The following is a 15,933-nucleotide window of genomic DNA, read 5'->3' as shown; positions in this document are numbered from 1 at the left end:
ACGAGCCTGACGCTCAGCGATCATCGGCGACCGCACTCGGTCGAGCACGGATGGAACGTGGCGCCGCGCAGTCCTGCTGAACGAATCGTCGCGACCAGATCGCGATGGACGAGGGCGTCTCGGCGGCCAGGTCACTGCGACATGGACACGGGACGAGCGGACCATGGGCGGCTGGTTGCTGTTCCCTGCCCGTGCGAACGCGGCGTCAGCCCCGAGCCGGTGGGACCGTCTTGCGCATCACGGTCTTGCTCTTGCCGATATGGCGCTCGAACGTGAATCCCGCCTTCTCGAACATGGCCCTCGTGCCGTTGTGGAGGAACGAGGACGACGTCCTCGTGCCGGGGGCGAGCTCGTTGGGGAACGAGACCACCTCGCCTCCGCCGGCCTGCGCGATCATCTCGAGCGCGCCATCCAGCGCCTCCCGTGCGACTCCCGAACGTCGATGGTCGCGGTCGACGAAGAAGCACGTGATCCGCCACGGCGCCGGGCTGGTCTCGCCCGCGTCGTACTGCTTACGGTGGTAGATGTTCGGCAGTTCGACCGGACTGCCGTACTCGCACCAGGCGATCGCGTCGTCGCCGTCGAAGACGAGCGCGGCGTGCGCAATGCCCTCCGCCACGAGTCGCCGCTTGAACGTGGGCCGGTCGTATTCGCTCTTGGCGGTGTGCTCCGTGTCGTCGTGGAAGTACGAGCAGTAGCACCCGCCCCACACCCCGTTGTGCTTCTGCGCGAGCGCCAACCACGCCGGGAAGGTCTCGGGAGTGAGTGGCTTGATCACGTGCGACGTCGTTGCGCCCATATCACCGGCCCCATGTGTCGGGCCAACGCGGCGATGTCGATGCGGAGGATCGCCCGCCGCGCGTGCCATGCCGTCATCCTGCCAGCATCACCGATCGATGTCACGGCTCTCATCGCCCACCCGAAGACCGGTCGAACGTCACGCAACCGGCGCCGGAGCAAGCACGAACGCGGAACGCGGAACGCGAGGCGACGGCGCGGCGCTGTTCGCAGACGACCTGCCCGGCTCGCTGCCCTCTTGAGCCCCGTCAAGAGTGACACCGCACCGCTCGGCGAATCGTGACCGTTCGTCTCCAGGGCGGTTCGCCCGCATGCTCGGCCCTTACTCGCCCGCCGGAAGCACCAGCTGCTGGCCGGGCTGCACCACGGCGTCGTCGAGCCCGTTCAGGCGCATGATCTCGAAGATGACGTCGCGCGGGTCGGCCGATGGGGCGATGGACTCGGCGATGGCCCAGAGGGTGTCGCCGGCGCCGACCTCGATCGTCTCGAACGCCACCACGGTTCGGCCGTCGTCGATCCCGGCGACCGCGCCGCCGCTCGAGAGCACGCCCACCAGCACGCCGAGCGCGATGGGCAGTGCGGCCAGGGCGGTGACCACGACCCGACCGCGCCGGGTGAGCCTCAGTCGGGTGCGCGCCGTCGACGAACCGAACGCGGGCATCGTCTGAGCCGCACCCGCGGCCCCCATCACCACTGCACTCATTCCGCACCTCCCGTGGCTCCAGCCCCGCATCCGGCCCTCGGCCGGGAGGGCCGGATACGAAGCTGTGTTCCGAATATATCTTCGAAGATTCGACGCCGCAAGCACCGGAAGTGGGATTTCCGGGGCCGGATTCCGCGACACACTCGAACGGATGTTTGTCGCGCGCGTGCGAGGCGGATACAGTTTCGAATGTCCGACGACAGTCGAACATCGACCACCGACATCCGGGCCGACGCGGTCCCGACGAGAGGCGAGGCACGTGAGCATCGACATCGACCAGGCACGCGGCGCGAGCGGCCGGTCGCGTCGGCGCAAGACGCTGAGCCCGAAGCAGCTCGCGATCCTCGAGGCCATCCGCGCGTCGGTCGCCGACCGCGGCTACCCGCCGAGCATGCGCGAGATCGGCGACGCCGTCGGCCTCTCCTCGCTCTCGAGCGTCACGCACCAGCTGAACCAGCTCGAACTCGCCGGCTACCTGCGACGCGACCCGAACCGCCCCCGCGCGCTCGAGATCCTCATCGACCTTCCTGGCACCGAGAACCGCTCGCCCTCGGTCGAGCCGGCACCGGTCGGCGACGCCGCCATGGTCCCGATGGTCGGGCGCATCGCGGCCGGCGTGCCGATCACCGCCGAGCAGCAGGTCGAGGAGGTCTTCCCGCTCCCCCGCCAGCTCGTCGGCAAGGGCGAGCTGTTCATCCTCAAGGTCGTCGGCGACTCCATGATCGACGCGGCCATCTGCGACGGCGACTGGGTCGTCGTCCGTTCCCAGAAGACCGCGGAGAACGGCGAGATCGTCGCCGCGATGCTCGACGGCGAGGCGACGGTCAAGGTCTTCCGCCAGCGCGACGGCCACACCTGGCTGCTCCCCCGCAACTCCGCGTTCGAGCCGATCCTCGGCGACGAGTCCGAGGTGCTCGGCAAAGTCGTCGCGGTCCTCCGCACCGTCTGACGGACGGCCCGGCACTCAGCGCCCGGCAGCGACCGAAGCCGGAGACGACGAGGGCGGATGTCGCGGGCTCACCCCCGCGGCATCCGCCCTCGGTCCTCGGGTCAGGCCGTCGCGACCGCGACCCCTTCGCGCACGGAGCGCGTGGCCTCGACGATGTTCGCGAGCGAGGCGACCGTCTCGTCGTAGCCGCGGGTCTTCAGGCCGCAGTCGGGGTTCACCCAGAGTCGTCCGGCGGGCACGCCGTCGACCGCGCGCTCGAGGAGCGAACGCACCTCCTCGACGCTCGGCACGCGCGGCGAGTGGATGTCGTAGACGCCCGGGCCGACGCCGTGGTCGAAGCCGCTCGCGGCAAGGTCGCCCACGACCTCCATGCGGCTGCGCGCCGCCTCGATCGAGGTCACGTCGGCGTCGAGCTCGCGGATCGCGTCGATGACGACGCCGAACTCCGAGTAGCAGAGGTGCGTGTGCACCTGCGTCGCGGGCGCCGCGCCGCCGGTGGCGAGGCGGAACGAGCCGACCGACCAGTCGAGGTACGCCGGCTGGTCGGCGCGCTTCAGCGGAAGCAGCTCGCGGAGCGCGGGCTCGTCGACCTGGATGACGCGGATGCCCGCCGTCTCGAGGTCGCGGATCTCGTCGCGGAGCGCGAGCGCCACCTGCCGCGCGGTGTCGCCGAGCGGCTGGTCGTCACGCACGAACGACCACGCGAGGATCGTGACGGGCCCCGTGAGCATGCCCTTGACGGGCTTCTCCGAGAGCGACTGGGCGTACTCCGACCACTCGACCGTCATCGGCGCGGGCCGCGACACGTCGCCCCAGAGGATCGACGGCCGCGTGCAGCGCGAGCCGTACGACTGCACCCAGCCGTGCTGCGTGACCGCGAAGCCGTCGAGGAGCTCGGCGAAGTACTGCACCATGTCGTTGCGCTCGGGCTCGCCGTGCACGAGTACGTCGAGGCCGAGGTCCTCCTGCAGGCGGATGACGCGGGCGATCTCCTCGCGCATCAGCTCGCGGTACGAGGCATCCGTCAGCTCGCCCTTCACGAGGCGAGCGCGGGCGCGCCGGATCTCGGCCGTCTGCGGGAACGAGCCGATCGTCGTGGTGGGCAGGGCCGGCAGCGCGAGGTCCTCCTGCGCGGCCACCCGCTCGTCGTAGGCGGCGCGCGCGAACGCGCTCGCGTCGAGTGCGGCGAGGCGGTCGCGCACCGCGGGCACGCGCACGCCCGGCGCCGCCTCGCGGTCGGCCAGGGCAGCGGATGCCGCGTCGAGCTCGGCCTCGATGGCGTCGCGCCCCTCAGCAAGACCGCGCGCGAGCGCCGCGACCTGCTCGACCTTCTGGTCCGCGAACGCGAGCCAGCTCACGAGGCGCGGGTCGAGCGCGGTCTCCTCCGTCACGTCGTGCGGGACGTGCAGCAGCGAGGTCGAGGTCGACACGGCCACCGACCCCGAGAACGAGCGGAGCGCCTCGGCGCGCGCGAACGCGTGCGCGAGGTCGCCGCGCCAGATGTTGTGGCCGTCGACGACGCCCGCGACGAGCGTGGTTGCCGCGAGCGCCTCCTCGGTGACGGGGTCGAGCTGCTCGGGCACATCGCCGCGCACGAGGTCGAGCCCGATCGCCTCGACGGGGGCGGCCGCGAGCGCCGGCAGCGCGTCGCCGAGGTCGCCGTACGGCGCCGCGACTAAGATCGCGGGGCGCGCGTCGGAGGCGCCGAGCGCGTCGTAGGCGGCGGCGACCGCCTCCAGCACGCGATCGCGCGGCTCGTCGAGGCTCTCGCTCACGAGGCCCGGCTCGTCGAGCTGCACCCATTCGGCGCCCGCCCCGGCGAGCTCGGCGAGCAGCGTGCGGTAGACGGGCACGAGGTCCGCGAGGCGGTCGAGCGGACGGAACCCGTCGGGCGCGCCATCCGCCGCCTTCGACAGCAGCAGGAACGTGACCGGGCCGACGAGCACGGGGCGCGTCGTGAAGCCGGCCTCGCGCGCCTCGCGCACCTGCGCGACGAGCGCGTCGGCGTGCGGCGCGAACGCGGTGTCGGGGCCGATCTCGGGGACCAGGTAGTGGTAGTTCGAGTCGAACCACTTGGTCATCTCGAGGGGCGCGTCGGCGCCCTCGCCGCGCGCGACGGTGAAGTATCCGGCGAGGTCGAGCCGGCCGTCGGCGTCGAGCAGGCGCTCGAACCGGGTCGGGATCGCACCGACCGCGACGGCGGCGTCGAGCACCTGGTCGTAGTACGAGAAGCTCTCGGGGATCGCCGAGTCGGTGCGGCCGAGGCCGAGCCCGGCGAGTCGCTCGCGGGTCGCGGCGCGGAGACCGGCGGCGGTGCGCTCGAGCTCGGCGGCGTCGATCCGGCCGGCCCAGAACGACTCGACGGCGTGCTTGAGCTCGCGGCGCCGGCCGATGCGCGGGTAGCCGAGGATCGTTCCGGTGGGGAAGGCGGGTGCGGTCATCGTTCTCTCGTGTTCCTCTCGGTGCCCGCATGGACGGGCGCGTCGGCGAGGTCGAGCCGGTCCAGGACGGAGAGCACGGCCTCGTGGCGGTTGAAGGTGTACAGGTGGAGCCCGGGTGCGCCGCCCGCGAGGACGGCGGCGGCGAGGTTCGCGGCGTACTCGACGCCGAGCCCGAACTGCGCCTCGGAATCCGGCTCGATCTCGAGGTCGATCGCGAGCTCGGCGGGCGCGGGTACGCCGGTGAGCTGCTCGAGGCGGGCGAGACGCCCGGACGTCGTGACGGGCATGATCCCCGGCAGGATCGGGATCGTCACCCCGCCGGCCCGCGCACGCTGCACGAACGACAGGTAGTCGTCGGCGTGCCAGAAGAGCTGCGTGATCGCGAGGTTGGCACCGGCGACCTCCTTGGCGAGCAGCACGTCGACGTCCTGGTTGGAGCCGCGCGAACGGGGGTGACCGCTGGGGAACGCCGCGACGGCGACGCGCTCCGGGCGCGGGCGCTCGCGGATCGCGGTGACGCCCGGCATCCCCGGGATGTGGGACTGCCCGAACGGCTCGCGCTCTTCCTGCACCCGATGGATCAGCTGCACGAGCTCGGCGGCGCTGTGCAGGTCGCCGATCGCGTCCTCCGCATCGGCGGCACCCGCGGGCGGGTCGCCGCGGAGCGCCAGGAAGCTCGTGATGCCCGCGTCGAGGAACTCTCGCACGAGGCGGTTCGCCTCGGCGTGACTCGACCCGACGCAGGTGAGGTGCGCCATGGGCTCGACGCTCGTGTGCTCGAGCATGTACCGGAGCACGGTCAGCGAACGGTCGCGGCTCGACCCACCCGCGCCGAACGTCACCGAGATGAACGCGGGGTCGACCTCGGCGAGCCGGTCGATGGTGCGGCCGAGCGCGATCGCCGCGGCATCCGTTCTCGGCGGGAACAGCTCGAACGAGATCGGCACGCGCGGCCGGGCGGCGTCGCCGTCGGGCTCGGTTCCGGTCATGTCGCTCCAGGTGGCGAGCGGTTCCGGGGTGGTCGAGTGCACGGCACGCCGCGCCCGACCGGCCGGAACGGCAGGTGGGTCTCGCGGGCGGGTGCCGGGCTCGGCGGTCGCTCCAGGCGGGCGGCATCCGGCCGCTCGCCACGATCAGGTGCGACGATACGCCGGGTCCGCAGCATCCGCTCCCGGTGTTACGACGAGTGACTCCGGCGGCGATTCGCACCGCCGTCCTGCGCGATGCGGCGCGACGAGCGCGACGAGAGCGACGAGCGCGACGAGAGCGACGAGCGCGACGAGCGCGACGAGCGGATGCTACGCCACGGCCTGCGCGCGGAACTCCTCGAGCTGCGCGGCCTGCTCGGGCGACGCGAGCGCGCGGATGCGCGTGCCGTCCTCGACGTACTCTGTCGAGAGCACGCGGCCGCTCTCGTGCAGGGCGGAGATGACGTCGCCGCGCTCGTACGGCACGAGCAGGTCGACCTCGACCGCGGGGTCGGGCAGCATGCGGCCGATCGCGGCGAGCACCTCGGCGACGCCCTCGCCCGTGCGAGCGGAGGCGAACACGGCGTTCGGCTCGAGGCCCTGCAGGACCAGGCGGTCCTCCGGCGTGACGAGGTCGGCCTTGTTGAAGACGACGAGCTCGGGGATGTCGCGGGCGCCGACCTCGCCGATGACGTCGCGCACGGTCGCGATCTGCTGGGCGGGGTCGGGATGCGCCGCATCGACGACGTGCACGATGAGGTCGGCATCGCCGACCTCCTCGAGCGTGGACCGGAACGCCTCGACGAGCTGGTGCGGGAGGTTCCGCACGAAGCCGACGGTGTCGGCGATCGTGTAGACGCGCCCGTCGGCCGTCGTGTTGCGGCGGACGGTCGCATCGAGCGTCGCGAAGAGCGCGTTCTCGACGAGCACGCCGGCGCCCGTGATGCGGTTCAGCAGGCTCGACTTGCCCGCGTTCGTGTACCCCGCGATCGCGACCGACGGCACCGCGTTGCGCTTGCGGTTCGCGCGCTTGGCGTCGCGCGCGGGCTTCATGCCGGTGATCTGGCGGCGCAGCTTCGCCATGCGCGAGTGGATGCGCCGGCGGTCGAGCTCGATCTTCGTCTCACCGGGGCCACGCGAGCCCATTCCGGCGCCCGCCCCGCCCACCTGGCCACCGGCCTGTCGGGACATCGACTCGCCCCAGCCGCGCAGGCGCGGGAGCAGGTACTCGAGCTGGGCGAGCTCGACCTGCGCCTTGCCCTCGCGGCTCTTGGCGTGCTGGCTGAAGATGTCGAGGATCACCGCGGTCCGGTCGATGACCTTGACCTTGACCGCGTCCTCGAGCGCGCGCCGCTGGCTCGGCGCCAACTCGGTGTCGGCGACGACCGTGTCCGCGCCGAGCGCGGCGATCACGTGGCGGAGCTCCTCGGTCTTGCCGCGGCCGAGGTAGGTCGACGGGTCGGGGTGCGGACGTCGCTGCAGCACGCCGTCGAGCACGCGGGCGCCCGCGGTCTCGGCGAGGGCGGCGAGCTCGCGAAGCGAGTTCTCCGCGTCCTCCAGCGAGCCCTGCGGGTAGACGCCGATGAGCACGACGTTCTCGAGGCGCAGCTGCCGGTACTCGACCTCGGTGACGTCCTCGAGCTCGGTCGAGAGGCCGCCGACGCGGCGCAGGGCCGCACGCGCCTCGCGGTCGTACTGCTCGCCGTCGAAGTCGTCGCCGGCGGGCCGGGCGAGGCCGTCGCGCTGGATCGACGAGGCGTCGGAGGCCCCGAATCGGGACACTCCCGCTCGGGCGTCGGCGCTGCGGAGCACGCGCTCGACCGCGTCGTCGTGGGTCTCGGGTGCCGCGTCGTTCATTCCGTCCAGCCTACTTCCGTTCGCCTGCGATAGGTTTCCCGATATGCCGCAGGAGCACTACTTCTCGTCCAAGCCCGCCGATCGGTCGGCGCTCCGGACCGTCCGGGTGCGACTCGCCGGCCGCGACGTCGAGGTGGAGACCGCCGGCGGCGTCTTCAGCCCCGACCACGTCGACCTCGGCACGCGGGTCCTGCTCGACGAGGTCCCCGACGCACCTGCGAGCGGTCACCTGCTCGACCTCGGCGCCGGGTGGGGTCCCATCGCACTCACGCTCGGGCTCGAGTCCCCCGAGGCCACGGTGTGGGCGGTCGACGTGAACGAGCGGGCGCTCGACCTCGTACGCCGCAACGCGCAGCGCCTGGGGCTCCCCAACGTCAACGCGGTCGAGCCCTCCGATGTTCCCGAGGAGGTCCGGTTCGCCGTCATCTGGTCGAACCCGCCCATCCGGATCGGCAAGGCGGAGCTGCATGCGCTGCTGCGGCAGTGGCTCCCCCGGCTGGAGGTCGGGGCGACCGCGTGGCTCGTCGTGCAGAAGAACCTCGGCGCCGACAGCCTCCAGCGGTGGCTGGCCGACGAGTTCGGCGACAGATGGCGCATCGACCGCGCGAGCACGTCGAAGGGCTTCCGCGTCCTCACGGTGACGCGCGAGGCCTGAGGTCCGACGCGCGCCCGCGCGCCCACGCCCGTCAGGGCAGGCTGAGCACGCCGTCGAAGACGAGCTCCCCCGGGCCGGTGAGCAGCACGTGCTCGCCGTCGGGCCGCTGCTCCATGCGGACGCCGAGCACCCCGCCGGGGACCTGCACGACCCAGACCTCGGGCGCACCCTCGCCGGCCCAGTGCCGCACCGCGAGCGCCGCGGCGACGGCGCCGGTGCCGCACGAGAGCGTCTCGCCCGATCCACGTTCGTGCACGCGCATCCGGATGCGTCCGCGCGCGTTCTCCACGAGCGGCTCGGCGGGCACCACGAACTCGACGTTGGCGCCGGCCTGCGGCACCGGGTCGAGGATCGGCAGGTAGGTCAGGTCGAGGCCGTCGAGCTCGTCGTCGTCGGCGAGGGCCACCACGACGTGCGGGTTGCCGACGTCGATCCCGAGTCCGGGACGGGCGACGCCGAGGTTCTTCGCACGCACGAGCGGTTCGCCGCCGTCGAGGCGCCACACGCCGAGGTCGGCCTCGAACCCGGCGCCGGTCGCCCGCACCCGGCGCACGCCCGCGCGCGTGCCGATCGCGATCCACTCGTCGCCCTCCGGCGCGAGCAGGCCCTGGTCGATGAGGTACCGCACGAAGACGCGGATGCCGTTGCCGCACATCTCCGAGAGGCTGCCGTCGGCGTTCCAGTAGTCCATGAACCATGTCGCCTGCGGGTCCTCCGCGAGCGCCGCACCTCCGTCGGCGAGGCGCTCCGATCGGACCGCCCGGATCAGCCCGTCGGCACCGACGCCGAAGCGCCGGTCGCACACCGCGGCGATCTGCGTCGGCGAGAGCTCGTGCTCGCCCTCCGGGTCGCTGAACAGCACGAAGTCGTTGCCCGTGCCCTGGCCCTTGGTGAAGCGCAGATCGAACGCCATCGCACCAGTCTAGGGAGCGCGGCGGGCCTCAGACGCCGTCGGCCCGGCGCGCGATCTCGGCCCCGACGGCCTCGGGGTCGAGGGCGTCGACGACGGATGCCGCGGCGTACCGCTTGAACCACCCGACCTGCCGTCTGGCGTAGGTGCGCGTCAGCGCCTGCGTCTCCGCGATCGCGTCGACCTCCGACATCCGCCCATGCAGCTCGGCGAGCGCCTGCGCGTAGCCGATGGCCTTGCGGGCGGTGACGCCGCGCTCCAGGCCCGCCGGGATGAGCCCGCGCACCTCGTCGAGCAGTCCGTCGGCCCACATGCCCGCGGCGCGGGCGTCGAGCCGCGGCACGAGCTCGGCGCGCTCGACCCGCAGGTGCACGATGCGGTGGGGCCGCCACGGCACGGGTTCCTCCGGGAGGCGCGCGGCCTTCGGCTCGCCGGTGAGCTCGATGACCTCGAGCGCGCGGACGATCCGGCGCCCGTTCTGCGCGTCGACGCTCGCGGCGGTCTCCGCGTCGAGCTCGCGGAGGCGACGGTGCATGAGGCCCGGGCCGACCTCCTCGAGCTCGGCCTCGAGGCGGGCACGGATGGCGACATCCGTACCCGGGAACCGGAGGTCGTGGATCACGCTCGAGACGTAGAGGCCGGAACCGCCCGTGAGGAGCGCGACGCCGCCGCGGCCGGCGATGTCGGTGATGACCTCCCGGGCCTCGGCCTGGTACGCGGCGACGGATGCCTCGTCGGTGACGTCGAGCACGTCGAGGAGGTGGTGCGGCACGCCCTCCCGTTCGTCGACCGGCAGCTTCGCCGTGCCGATGTCCATGCCGCGGTAGAGCTGCATGGCGTCGGCGTTCACCACCTCGGCGACACCGCCGTGCGCGGCGATCGCATGCGCGAGGTCGAGCGCGAAGCGCGACTTGCCGGTCCCCGTGGCGCCGACGATCGCGATCAGTGACACGTCAGCGCTGGCCGTCGGCGGGGTCGTAGATCGGCATGGTGCCGACGCCCGGGCTCGTGAGCGGCTCGCCGCCGACGCGCAGCGAGGGCAGGCCGAGCGAGACGCGACCGGGGGCGGATGCCGCGGCACCCGGCGCGGCGGGGACGCCGCAGCTCTCGGCCTGCGCACGATCCCACGCGTCGCCCGCCCGTGTGCGGCGGATGCGGAGGGGCGCGCCGTCGATCGAGTCGGCGAGCAGGTGGAAGGGCGCGGCCTGCGTGATCTCGACCGAGACCACGTCGCCCGGACGGGGCAGGTCGGAGCCCTCGGGCACCTCGAAGTGCACGAGCCGGCTGTCTTCCGCGCGCCCGCTCAGGCGGTGCGTCTCAGCGTCCTTCTTGCCCTCGCCCGTCGAGACCAGCACCTCGACGGCCGTACCGACGAGCTTCTGGTTCTCCTCCCACGAGATGCGCTCCTGCAGGGCGATGAGGCGCTCGTAGCGCTCCTGCACGACCTCCTTCGACACCTGGTCGGCCATGGTCGCCGCCGGTGTGCCCGGTCGGATGGAGTACTGGAAGGTGAAGGCCGAGGCGAATCGCGCGGCCTCGACGACACGCAGCGTCTCCTGGAAGTCCTCCTCGGTCTCACCGGGGAAGCCGACGATGATGTCGGTCGAGATCGCCGCGTTCGGGATCTTCGCGCGCACGCGGTCGAGGATGCCGAGGAACCTCTCGGACCGGTAGGACCGGCGCATGGCCTTGAGGATCCGGTCGGAGCCGGACTGCAACGGCATGTGGAGCTGGGGCATGACGTTCGGCGTCTCGGCCATGGCGTCGATGACGTCGTCGGTGAACGCGGCGGGGTGCGGGCTCGTGAAGCGGATGCGCTCGAGCCCGTCGATGCCGCCCGCCGCGCGGAGCAGCTTGCCGAACGCCTGCCGGTCGCCGAACTCGACGCCGTAGGAGTTCACGTTCTGGCCGAGCAGCGTCACCTCGACGGCGCCGTCGTCGACCAGGGCCTGCACCTCGGCGAGGATGTCACCGGGCCGGCGGTCCTTCTCCTTGCCGCGGAGCGCGGGCACGATGCAGAAGGTGCACGTGTTGTTGCAGCCGACCGAGATCGACACCCACCCGGAGTAGGTGGAGTCGCGCTTGGTGGGCAGGGTCGAGGGGAACACCTCGAGCGCGTCGAGGATCTCGAGCTGCGCCTCGTCGTTGTGGCGGGCTCGTTCGAGCAGGCTCGGCAGCGAGCCCATGTTGTGCGTGCCGAAGACGACGTCGACCCACGGCGCCTTCTCGAGGATGACGTTCTTGTCCTTCTGCGCGAGGCACCCGCCGACGGCGATCTGCATTCCCGCGTGGCGGCGCTTGACGCCCGCCAGGTGGCCGAGGTTGCCGTACAGCTTGTTGTCGGCGTTCTCGCGCACCGCGCACGTGTTGATCACGACGATGTCGGGCTCGACGCCGTCGGCGGGCACGTATCCCGCCGCCTCGAGGGAACCGCTGAGGCGCTCGGAGTCGTGCACGTTCATCTGGCACCCGAAGGTGCGGACCTCGTAGGTGCGGGGCGCGTGCGGATCGGCGGCGACGGGCTCCGCAGTCGCGGGCATCGCCTCGTGAATGGTGCTCATGATCGCACCAGTCTACGATCCGTCACTCGGCGTCTTCGCCGTCGAGCGCGGCCGCCACCGCGCGACGGACGAGCTCGCTGCCGTACCCCCGCCGCATGAGGAAGGCCGAGAGTCGGCGCTCCGCGACCCGGCGGTCGAGCCCGCCGAGTTGCCGAGCACGGCGCTCGGCGATCAGGAGCGCATGCTCGAACTCGACGTCGGGGTCGAGCGTGTCGACCGCCTCGCGGGCGAGCTCGTCGTCGATGCCGCGGCGGCCGAGCTCGTGCAGCAGAGCGCCGCTCCCCCGGCCGCGACGAGCCCCGTGGCTGTGCACGAGCTGCTCGGCGAGCCGGCGATCGTCGAGGTACCCGAGTCGCTCGTAGCGCTCGATCCATTCCTCGACCTCTGCCTCGTCGAGACCGTGCTCGACCAGGATGCGGCGCACCTCGGAGACGGACAGCGACGAGCGGCGCAGCCGCGACACGATCAACCGGTCGATGCGGTCGTCTCGCTCGAGGCCGGTCTCGTCGGCGGCGTCGAGCGGGTCGGCCGCCGCGCGCGCGCCTGCACGGCCGCGCGCGGCGGCCGACCGCCGCGGACCACCCCGCTCCTCCGCCCGTGCGGGTGGGTCGAGGGACTCGCGCGCCCCCTCCGAAGACGGATGCGACCGGGTCGGTGCGCTGCGCGTCGCCTGCGGCGGATCGGCCCTGCGTCGGGGGGCGCCGTCGGGCTCTCCCGACGGCGCCACCCACGGCAGGTAGGTGACCGGCGCGAGTCGCTCGTTCCCCTGATCGGTCATGCGGACCCGCCGGCTCAGGCGCCCTTGCGCTTCGCCGCGAGCGACTCGACGTTCGACGGCGCCGCGGCCGCCGGTGCGCCGACGGCTTGGCCGATTCCGAGCTTCGCGAGGATCTTCTTCTCGATGTCGGCCGCGATGTCGGGGTTCTGGATGAGGAAGTTGCGGGCGTTCTCCTTGCCCTGCCCGAGCTGGTCGCCGTCGTATGTGTACCAGGCTCCGGACTTCTTCACGATCGCCTGGTCGACGCCGTAGTCGATGAGGCTGCCCTCACGCGAGATGCCCACGCCGTACAGGATGTCGAACTCGGCCTGCTTGAACGGCGGCGCCATCTTGTTCTTGACCACCTTCACGCGCGTTCGGTTGCCGACCGCCTCGCTGCCGTCCTTCAGGGTCTCGATGCGCCGGATGTCGAGGCGCACCGACGCGTAGAACTTCAGCGCCTTGCCGCCCGCGGTCGTCTCTGGGCTGCCGAAGAACACGCCGATCTTCTCGCGGAGCTGGTTGATGAAGATCGCCGTCGTCTTGGTCTGGTTGAGGCCACCGGTGAGCTTGCGGAGCGCCTGCGACATGAGTCGAGCTTGGAGGCCGACGTGCGAGTCGCCCATCTCGCCCTCGATCTCGGCACGGGGCACGAGCGCGGCGACGGAGTCGATGACGACGAGGTCGATCGAGCCCGAGCGGATCAGCATGTCGGCGATCTCGAGCGCCTGCTCACCCGTGTCGGGCTGCGAGACGAGCAGCGAGTCGATGTCGACGCCGAGCTTCTTGGCGTAGTCGGGGTCGAGCGCGTGCTCCGCGTCGATGAACGCCGCGATGCCGCCCGCGCGCTGCACGTTGGCGATCGCGTGGAGCGTCAGGGTCGTCTTGCCCGAGGACTCGGGGCCGTAGATCTCGATGATGCGGCCGCGCGGGAGGCCGCCGACGCCGAGCGCGACGTCGAGGGCGATGGAACCGGTGGGGATGATCTCGACCGGCGCGCGCTCCTCGCTGCCGAGGCGCATCACCGAACCCTTGCCGAACTGGCGATCGATCTGGGCGAGTGCGGTCTCGAGGGCCTTCTCGCGGTCTGCGGGTGATGGCATCGGTGCTCCTTCGTGGTGGTGACGGCTGCCTCTAGGCTGTCGTTCCGCATACCAGGCCGTGACCCGGCACGTCTCGCGACAAGGCGGTTGCGGTGTGTTCCGACGCCTCCGACCGTACGGCCGGCCACCGACATCCGCGGCCCGAGGGCCCCGGCTGTGGATGGATGCGTCATCCCTCCCGTTGTTGAGGAGCCTAACGCCTCACCCGAACGGATGTTCGATGCATGCTGCGGCGTGTCGAACACGCCTTCGGAGCGATCGTCGGCGCCGACGAGCGGCGCTCAGCGCGACCGTCCGCCCGGGTCAGGCAGACCCACGCCGTGCCGGCGCTCCTCCGGGACATCCGTCGCCGCGCACAGCGCGAACCACACGTCGCGCGGCGCGACACCCGCCGCGAGCGCCTCGCGCGCCGTGCGGTTGCCGAGGTCGACGAGCACGAGGTCGTTGACCACCACATCGCCGTACCCGGGGCCGAACTCCTGCTCGACGGCGAGGGCGAACTCACTGCGCTTCACGAGAGGACCTCCGGACGTGCGAACGGCCGGTCCGAAGACCGGCCGCCGCTGCGAATCTGTGTCAGCGGACCATCATGTCCGCGTCGAACTCCGCAACCAGCTCGTCGGGGAGGCTGTCGGGCACCGAGGGGGTGTTGAGCCCCTCGAGCACCGCGATGCGGTCGCCGACCTCGTGCATGATCACGGAGATGGGAGTGTCGAGCGCGTCCGCGACGGACGCGAGGATCTCGCTCGAGGCCTCCTTCTGGCCGCGCTCCACCTCGCTGAGGTAGCCGAGCGCGACGCTCGCCTTGCTGGCGACCTGGCGGAGGGTCCGGCCCTTCTGCAGGCGGAAGTCCCTCAGCACGTCGCCGATCTCCTGTCGAACCAGAACCATCGGAACCTCCCTCGTCTCACCTGCGACCCCCGACCGGAGCCGGTGCGGGGAGGTCAGTCTAGCGCCTCATCCCGTTCACCGAGCCTACCCGTGGTCACTGGTGTTTTGCTCTGAACCCGACAGCTGTAACAGGGTCTTCACACGGCGTATTCCCGGCCCCTCGCCTCATGCCGAGACGGATGCCGCGTCGAGCGCGTCCAGTTCCGCCAGGGTCTCCTCGAGCGCGCGCGCGACCGCCGCTCGACGCACCGCGGCGCGATCGCCCGGCACGTGGAGCTCGACGGCGCGCGCTCCGCGCGCCGACGCCACCCCGACGTAGACCAGCCCGGGCCGGCGGCCGTCCTGCGGGTCGGGCCCCGCCACGCCGGTCGTCGCGATCCCGAGGTCGGCGCCGCGCCCGCCGACGGCGCACCGCGCTCGGATGCCCTCGGCGAGTTGCCGGGCGACCTCGGGGTCGACGGGACCGCGTTCGGCGAGCAGCCGATCGTCGACCCCGACCAGCACGTGCTTCAGCTCGGTCGCGTATGCGACGATGCCGCCGAGCAGCGCGTTCGAGGCCCCGGGGACGTCGACGATCGTGGCCGAGAGCAGACCGCCGGTGAGCGACTCGGCGCACGCGACCGTGCGACCGCCCGCGCGGAGCCGGGTGACCAGACGGTCGGCGAGGTCCGCGAGGTCTGCGGGGTGGGCCGCGTCCGTGCCGGCGTCGCCCGGAGGCATCCGCTCGTCGCTCACCGGGACTCGGCCCGGTGCTCGCGCGCGAGGCGGATCGCGTCGCGCACGTACAGCAGGCCCGACCACACCGTGAGCACGAGCGCCGCCGCCATGAACGCCCAGTTGACCCAGTAGATCCAGTCGCCGAGGAACGTCCAGAGCGGCGTCAGGAAGAGCGAGATCGCGATGGCCTGGGTGAAGGTCTTCGCCTTGCCGCCCGACGACGCCGGCACGACGGTGCCGCGACGGAGTTCGACGAGGCGCCACACCGTGATGCCGACCTCGCGCACGACGATGAGGATCGTGACCCACCACCAGAGCTCGCCGAGGATCGAGAGGCACACGAGTGCGCCGCTCGTCAGGAGCTTGTCGGCGATCGGGTCGAGGATCTTGCCGAGGTCGGTGACCAGACCGCGCGAGCGCGCGATGTGGCCGTCGACCCAGTCGGTCGAGATCGCGACGACGAAGATGACCGCCGCCCACCACCGCATCGGTCCGTCGGCCCCGCCGTCGGCCAGCAGCAGCCAGAAGAAGATCGGCGCCATGACGATGCGGACGATCGTGATCGCGTTCGGCAGGTTCCAGTTCGACGAACGGCCGCGGCCGTCGGATGCGGTCATGGGTTC

At 72.0% G+C, this 15,933-nt stretch carries 16 protein-coding genes; 2 read left to right on the top strand and 14 right to left on the bottom strand.

Annotated elements, in window-relative coordinates:
- Positions 1-205: 205 nt before the first annotated feature.
- Together ACULK2_RS07760 and ACULK2_RS07755 are read right to left on the bottom strand one after the other, a co-directional pair.
- The gene (locus ACULK2_RS07760; RefSeq protein WP_445969105.1) at positions 206-799 is read right to left on the bottom strand and encodes a GNAT family N-acetyltransferase; all 594 of its coding nucleotides are present in this window, start codon (positions 797-799) and stop codon (positions 206-208) included.
- 321 nt (positions 800-1,120) lie between these two features.
- Positions 1,121-1,501, bottom strand: a complete 381-nt coding sequence (locus ACULK2_RS07755; RefSeq protein ID WP_445969106.1) for a LysM peptidoglycan-binding domain-containing protein — start codon at positions 1,499-1,501, stop codon at positions 1,121-1,123.
- 271 nt (positions 1,502-1,772) lie between these two features.
- Between ACULK2_RS07755 and lexA the strand changes: the two genes are divergently transcribed.
- Positions 1,773-2,450 (top strand): transcriptional repressor LexA, encoded by a 678-nt coding sequence (gene lexA, locus ACULK2_RS07750; protein ID WP_445969443.1) that lies wholly within the window; start codon positions 1,773-1,775, stop codon positions 2,448-2,450.
- 101 nt (positions 2,451-2,551) lie between these two features.
- Here the strand turns inward: lexA and metE are convergent, their stop codons facing one another.
- From metE to hflX, 3 genes are all read right to left on the bottom strand, one after another.
- Positions 2,552-4,891, bottom strand: a complete 2,340-nt coding sequence (metE, locus tag ACULK2_RS07745) for a 5-methyltetrahydropteroyltriglutamate--homocysteine S-methyltransferase (RefSeq protein ID WP_445969107.1) — start codon at positions 4,889-4,891, stop codon at positions 2,552-2,554.
- Positions 4,888-5,880, bottom strand: coding sequence for a methylenetetrahydrofolate reductase (locus tag ACULK2_RS07740; RefSeq protein ID WP_445969108.1), 993 nt, complete (start codon positions 5,878-5,880; stop codon positions 4,888-4,890). Before ACULK2_RS07740 ends, metE begins: the two co-directional genes overlap by 4 nt.
- A 309-nt stretch (positions 5,881-6,189) precedes the next feature.
- Entirely contained in the window at positions 6,190-7,716 is a 1,527-nt protein-coding gene (hflX, locus tag ACULK2_RS07735) for a GTPase HflX (protein WP_445969109.1), read from the bottom strand.
- 43 nt (positions 7,717-7,759) lie between these two features.
- On the opposite strand from hflX, the gene ACULK2_RS07730 reads away from it, so the two are divergent.
- Complete coding sequence (locus tag ACULK2_RS07730; RefSeq protein WP_445969110.1) at positions 7,760-8,371, top strand: class I SAM-dependent methyltransferase; 612 nt, start codon at positions 7,760-7,762, stop codon at positions 8,369-8,371.
- Positions 8,372-8,402: 31 nt separating this feature from the next.
- Here the strand turns inward: ACULK2_RS07730 and dapF are convergent, their stop codons facing one another.
- The 9 genes from dapF to pgsA form a co-directional block, all read right to left on the bottom strand.
- Positions 8,403-9,284 (bottom strand): diaminopimelate epimerase, encoded by an 882-nt coding sequence (dapF, locus tag ACULK2_RS07725; RefSeq protein ID WP_445969111.1) that lies wholly within the window; start codon positions 9,282-9,284, stop codon positions 8,403-8,405.
- 28 nt (positions 9,285-9,312) lie between these two features.
- On the bottom strand, positions 9,313-10,233 hold the full coding sequence (gene miaA, locus ACULK2_RS07720; protein WP_445969112.1) for a tRNA (adenosine(37)-N6)-dimethylallyltransferase MiaA: 921 nt from the start codon (positions 10,231-10,233) through the stop codon (positions 9,313-9,315).
- 1 nt (position 10,234) lies between these two features.
- Positions 10,235-11,821, bottom strand: a complete 1,587-nt coding sequence (gene miaB, locus ACULK2_RS07715; RefSeq protein ID WP_445969444.1) for a tRNA (N6-isopentenyl adenosine(37)-C2)-methylthiotransferase MiaB — start codon at positions 11,819-11,821, stop codon at positions 10,235-10,237.
- 43 nt (positions 11,822-11,864) lie between these two features.
- Positions 11,865-12,620, bottom strand: a complete 756-nt coding sequence (locus tag ACULK2_RS07710; protein ID WP_501044979.1) for a RecX family transcriptional regulator — start codon at positions 12,618-12,620, stop codon at positions 11,865-11,867.
- 14 nt (positions 12,621-12,634) lie between these two features.
- The gene (gene recA / locus ACULK2_RS07705) at positions 12,635-13,702 is read right to left on the bottom strand and encodes a recombinase RecA (RefSeq protein ID WP_445969114.1); all 1,068 of its coding nucleotides are present in this window, start codon (positions 13,700-13,702) and stop codon (positions 12,635-12,637) included.
- 281 nt (positions 13,703-13,983) lie between these two features.
- Positions 13,984-14,217: a DUF3046 domain-containing protein gene (locus tag ACULK2_RS07700; RefSeq protein ID WP_445969115.1), complete on the bottom strand. Its 234-nt coding sequence runs from the start codon at positions 14,215-14,217 to the stop codon at positions 13,984-13,986.
- Positions 14,218-14,278: 61 nt separating this feature from the next.
- On the bottom strand, positions 14,279-14,593 hold the full coding sequence (locus ACULK2_RS07695) for a helix-turn-helix domain-containing protein (RefSeq protein WP_430646256.1): 315 nt from the start codon (positions 14,591-14,593) through the stop codon (positions 14,279-14,281).
- A 165-nt stretch (positions 14,594-14,758) separates the two neighbouring features.
- Positions 14,759-15,328 (bottom strand): CinA family protein, encoded by a 570-nt coding sequence (locus ACULK2_RS07690; RefSeq protein ID WP_445969116.1) that lies wholly within the window; start codon positions 15,326-15,328, stop codon positions 14,759-14,761.
- On the bottom strand, positions 15,325-15,927 hold the full coding sequence (pgsA, locus tag ACULK2_RS07685; protein ID WP_445969117.1) for a CDP-diacylglycerol--glycerol-3-phosphate 3-phosphatidyltransferase: 603 nt from the start codon (positions 15,925-15,927) through the stop codon (positions 15,325-15,327). Before pgsA ends, ACULK2_RS07690 begins: the two co-directional genes overlap by 4 nt.
- Positions 15,928-15,933: the final 6 nt, after the last annotated feature.

The organism is Agromyces molybdatiresistens, from assembly GCF_052748445.2.
This window is presented reverse-complemented; position numbering and strand designations above follow the sequence as displayed.

Coding starts and splice junctions, on each gene's coding strand:
- miaB (WP_445969444.1), bottom strand. CDS start 11,821: ATGCCCGCGACTGCGGAGCCCGTCGCCGCCGATCCGCACGCGCCCCGC.
- ACULK2_RS07730 (WP_445969110.1), top strand. CDS start 7,760: ATGCCGCAGGAGCACTACTTCTCGTCCAAGCCCGCCGATCGGTCGGCG.
- recA (WP_445969114.1), bottom strand. CDS start 13,702: ATGCCATCACCCGCAGACCGCGAGAAGGCCCTCGAGACCGCACTCGCC.
- hflX (WP_445969109.1), bottom strand. CDS start 7,716: ATGAACGACGCGGCACCCGAGACCCACGACGACGCGGTCGAGCGCGTG.
- ACULK2_RS07695 (WP_430646256.1), bottom strand. CDS start 14,593: ATGGTTCTGGTTCGACAGGAGATCGGCGACGTGCTGAGGGACTTCCGC.
- ACULK2_RS07740 (WP_445969108.1), bottom strand. CDS start 5,880: ATGACCGGAACCGAGCCCGACGGCGACGCCGCCCGGCCGCGCGTGCCG.
- ACULK2_RS07760 (WP_445969105.1), bottom strand. CDS start 799: ATGGGCGCAACGACGTCGCACGTGATCAAGCCACTCACTCCCGAGACC.
- metE (WP_445969107.1), bottom strand. CDS start 4,891: ATGACCGCACCCGCCTTCCCCACCGGAACGATCCTCGGCTACCCGCGC.
- ACULK2_RS07755 (WP_445969106.1), bottom strand. CDS start 1,501: ATGAGTGCAGTGGTGATGGGGGCCGCGGGTGCGGCTCAGACGATGCCC.
- pgsA (WP_445969117.1), bottom strand. CDS start 15,927: ATGACCGCATCCGACGGCCGCGGCCGTTCGTCGAACTGGAACCTGCCG.
- dapF (WP_445969111.1), bottom strand. CDS start 9,284: ATGGCGTTCGATCTGCGCTTCACCAAGGGCCAGGGCACGGGCAACGAC.
- ACULK2_RS07710 (WP_501044979.1), bottom strand. CDS start 12,620: ATGACCGATCAGGGGAACGAGCGACTCGCGCCGGTCACCTACCTGCCG.